The 2981-nt window shown below is 70.8% G+C and carries 2 protein-coding genes and 1 pseudogene; all 3 read right to left on the bottom strand.

Annotated features, from left to right (window positions below):
* Positions 1–442 (bottom strand): thiamine pyrophosphate-binding protein (locus ACFQ36_RS21890; protein WP_377017531.1); only part of this gene is annotated, 442 nt, incomplete at its 3' end.
* A gap of 122 nt (positions 443–564) precedes the next feature.
* Positions 565–2598 carry a PhoX family protein gene (locus ACFQ36_RS21885; protein ID WP_377017529.1) on the bottom strand — a complete coding sequence of 678 codons (2034 nt, stop codon included), beginning with the start codon at positions 2596–2598 and terminating at the stop codon, positions 565–567.
* A 159-nt stretch (positions 2599–2757) separates the two neighbouring features.
* Positions 2758–2981 (bottom strand): annotated as a pseudogene (locus ACFQ36_RS21880) (O-succinylbenzoate synthase); the annotation flags it as partial.

Genomic DNA, 2981 nt, shown 5'->3' with positions numbered 1-2981 from the left:
CGCGCAGCCCGCGGCCCAGGTCAGCGGCCGGATCCTCCCCGGCCGGGATGTCGACGGCGTACCGGACATGGCCGCCGAACAGCCCGGGCTGCACCGTGGTCTGGTTGGCGCCGGTCCCCCGCAGTTCCTCGGGCCGGTCCGCGGAGAGGACCACCAGCTGCACCCCGGCGTGGTTGGCTTCCATCACCGCCGGCAGCAGCTCCCCTACCGCGGTACCCGAGGTGGTCACCACGGGTACCGCCCGCCGCGAGCCCAGGGACAGGCCGAGCGCGGTGAAGCCGGCCACCCGTTCGTCGATCCGCACGTGCAGCCGCAGTTCGCCGCGGTCCTCGGCTTCGGCCAGCGCGTACGCCAGCGGGGCGCTGCGCGAACCGGGCGCAACCACCACGTCCCGCACCCCCTCGCGGACCAGGACGGCGACGGCAGAGCGTGCGGATTGCATGGAACTGAGCAGGGCGGCCACCTTCCCATCCTACCGAGCGGGGCAGGCCCTACCGTGTCGCTGGGGCGCCACGATAGGGACGCGGCTGCCGGTCTTGGGCGGGCCCCGCCTGCCCGGCCCGCTTACCTGCCGCGGCCCTTGTACATCTGGATCACGGCCGGACGGGGCAGCGCCGCCTGGCCCTTCTTCGGCCGGCCGCCGGCGGGCACGTAGTCGGGGAACTGCGAGTGCTGCCGGTCCCAGGAGCCGTCCTCGCCGGGGTGCTGGACGGCCACGAAGACCAGCCCGTCCTCGTCGTGGATCAGCGGACCGCAGGTCTCGGCCTCGGTGGGAACGGCCAGGAACTGCTCCACCTTGCCGCGCTCGGCTCCCCCGAGGGTGACGCGGAACAGGCCGTCATTGCGCTGGACGGTGCCCGGCTGGCCGTCGGTGGAGATCCACAGGTTGCCGGCGGCGTCGAAGGCCAGGTTGTCCGGGCAGGAGATCGGCTGGACCTTCTCCGCCGGGTAGCCGGCGAAGTAGACGTCCTTGTCCACGGCCGGGTCGCCGGCCATCAGCAGGATGTTCCAGGTGAAGGCCGTCGAGTCCTGTCCGCCGGTTTCGGTGATTTCGATGACGTGGCCGTTCTTGTTTGCCTTCCGCGGGTTGGCCTCGTCCGCCTGGTCCGCGGTGCGCCTGGTGTTGTTGGTGCAGGCCATGTAGACCTTGCCGGTGCGCGGGCTGACCTCCACGTCCTCGGGCCGGTCCATCCTGGTGGCCCCGGCCTTGTCCGCGGCCAGGCGGGTGTAAACCAGCACCTGCTCGATGCTCATGCCCTCGATCATGCTGCGGCCGTTGAGGACCAGCGGCAGCCAGGTGCCCGTGCCGTCGAACCCGCCGTCGGAGGGCAGGGTGCCGGAACCGTCGATCTGGTTCTTCGGCGAGTTGCCGGCGAACTTGGCCACGTACAGGTCGCCCTCGGTCAGCAGGGTCATGTTGTGGGCCTTGTCGCCCTCGATGTACTTGCCCTTGGAGACGAACTTGTACAGGTAGTCGAAGCGCTCGTCGTCGCCGGAGTAGGCCACCGCGCGGCCGGATTCGGCGATGGTGACGTTCGCCCCCTCGTGCTTGAAGCGGCCCAGGGCGGTGTGCTTGCGCGGGGTGGAGGACGGATCGAACGGGTCGACCTCGACGATCCAGCCGAAGCGGTTGTCTTCGTTCCGGCCCTCCGGCCGGTCCAGATCGAGGCGGGTCTCCTCGAGTTCCCAGCCGCGCCCGGTGGCGGCGGAGGTGATGCCGTAGCGGCGCTGCTCGGCGGTGGGAGCGGAGACCTTGAAGTAGCCGTTGAAGTTCTCCTCGCCGGAGAGCACGGTGCCCCACGGGGTGGTGCCGCCGGCGCAGTTGTTGAGGGTGCCCAGGACCTTGCGGCCGGCGGGGTCGGCCTGGGTCTTCAGCAGCTCGGAGCCGGCGGCGGGGCCGGTCAGCTCGTATTCGGTGTCCAGCAGGAAGCGGCGGTTCAGCCTGGCCCCGCGCACGTACCGCCACGGCCGCCCCGTGGCCTTGCGCTCGAGTTCGACGACGGACAGGCCGTGCGCGGCCATGGCGGTGCGGCGCACGGCGGATGCGTCCATCCCGGGCGGGAACATGATGCCTTCGTTGGTGTACTCGTGGTTGGAGAACAGCACCGCCCGGCGGCCCTTGCTGCCCGGGATTTCGATGATGTCCAGATAGTCGTTGTTGTACCCGAACTGGCCGGCCTGGGACTCCGGCGTCTGGCGCTCCGGATCGAACTCGGCCGAGTCCGTGAACAGCGGGTCGCCCCAGCGGATGACGGGCTGCCAGCCGAAGCCCTTCGGCACGGTCACCTTGTCCACCGCGTGGTCCACGGCCCGGATGCCGGTGAACTGCAGCCGGCTCCGGTTGCCGAAGGACTTGGCGGCCGGGGCCAGCCCGCCGGGAGTGCCGGCAGCAGCCGGTGCGGCACCGGCACCGCCGAACATCAGCGCCAGCGCTCCGGCGCCGCCGGCACCGAGCAGGGAGCGGCGGGAGAAGCCCGCCGAGGCGACGTCCCGGAAATAGCTGTTGCCCGAGGTGTTGCAGACCTCGTGCGCGCAGGCGTTGTGGCACTTGAGCGCGCAGGTGATGGCACTGCGGTTGCCCCCGATATGGCCCAGCATCGGCAGCAGGCGCTTCTTGGATTCAGTCACGGTAACTTGCCTTCCAAATCTGCGAGTGAGGTCCGGCGGACTTGCCCGCGGGACCGGCCGCGCCCAGCGTCGCAGCGGAATCCGTCCGGAAACCGCAGGGAAGGTGAATAAGCGGTGAACCTTTAGCGTTTAACCAAGCAGCCGGGCATGGCAGCGCTTCAGCCGGTCCAGCCACCACTGCCGGCGCTCCGGGCCGGCCGCGTACCGGTGCAGCAGCTCCTCGTCCACGGCCACCTCGCGCACCGGCAGTGCCCCGGCCACCGGGACCAGCGGATCTGCGGCGACGTCCCCGGCCATCAGCGACACCGTGCCCAGCCCGCAGGCGTAGGGCAGGTCCGGCAGCGCCGCGGCCA

Origin of the sequence: Arthrobacter sp. GCM10027362 (assembly GCF_042679445.1) — a bacterium.
GTDB lineage: Bacteria > Actinomycetota > Actinomycetes > Actinomycetales > Micrococcaceae > Crystallibacter.
The sequence above is the reverse complement of the archived record's forward strand: the minus strand, read 5'-3'. Positions and strand labels throughout refer to the sequence as shown.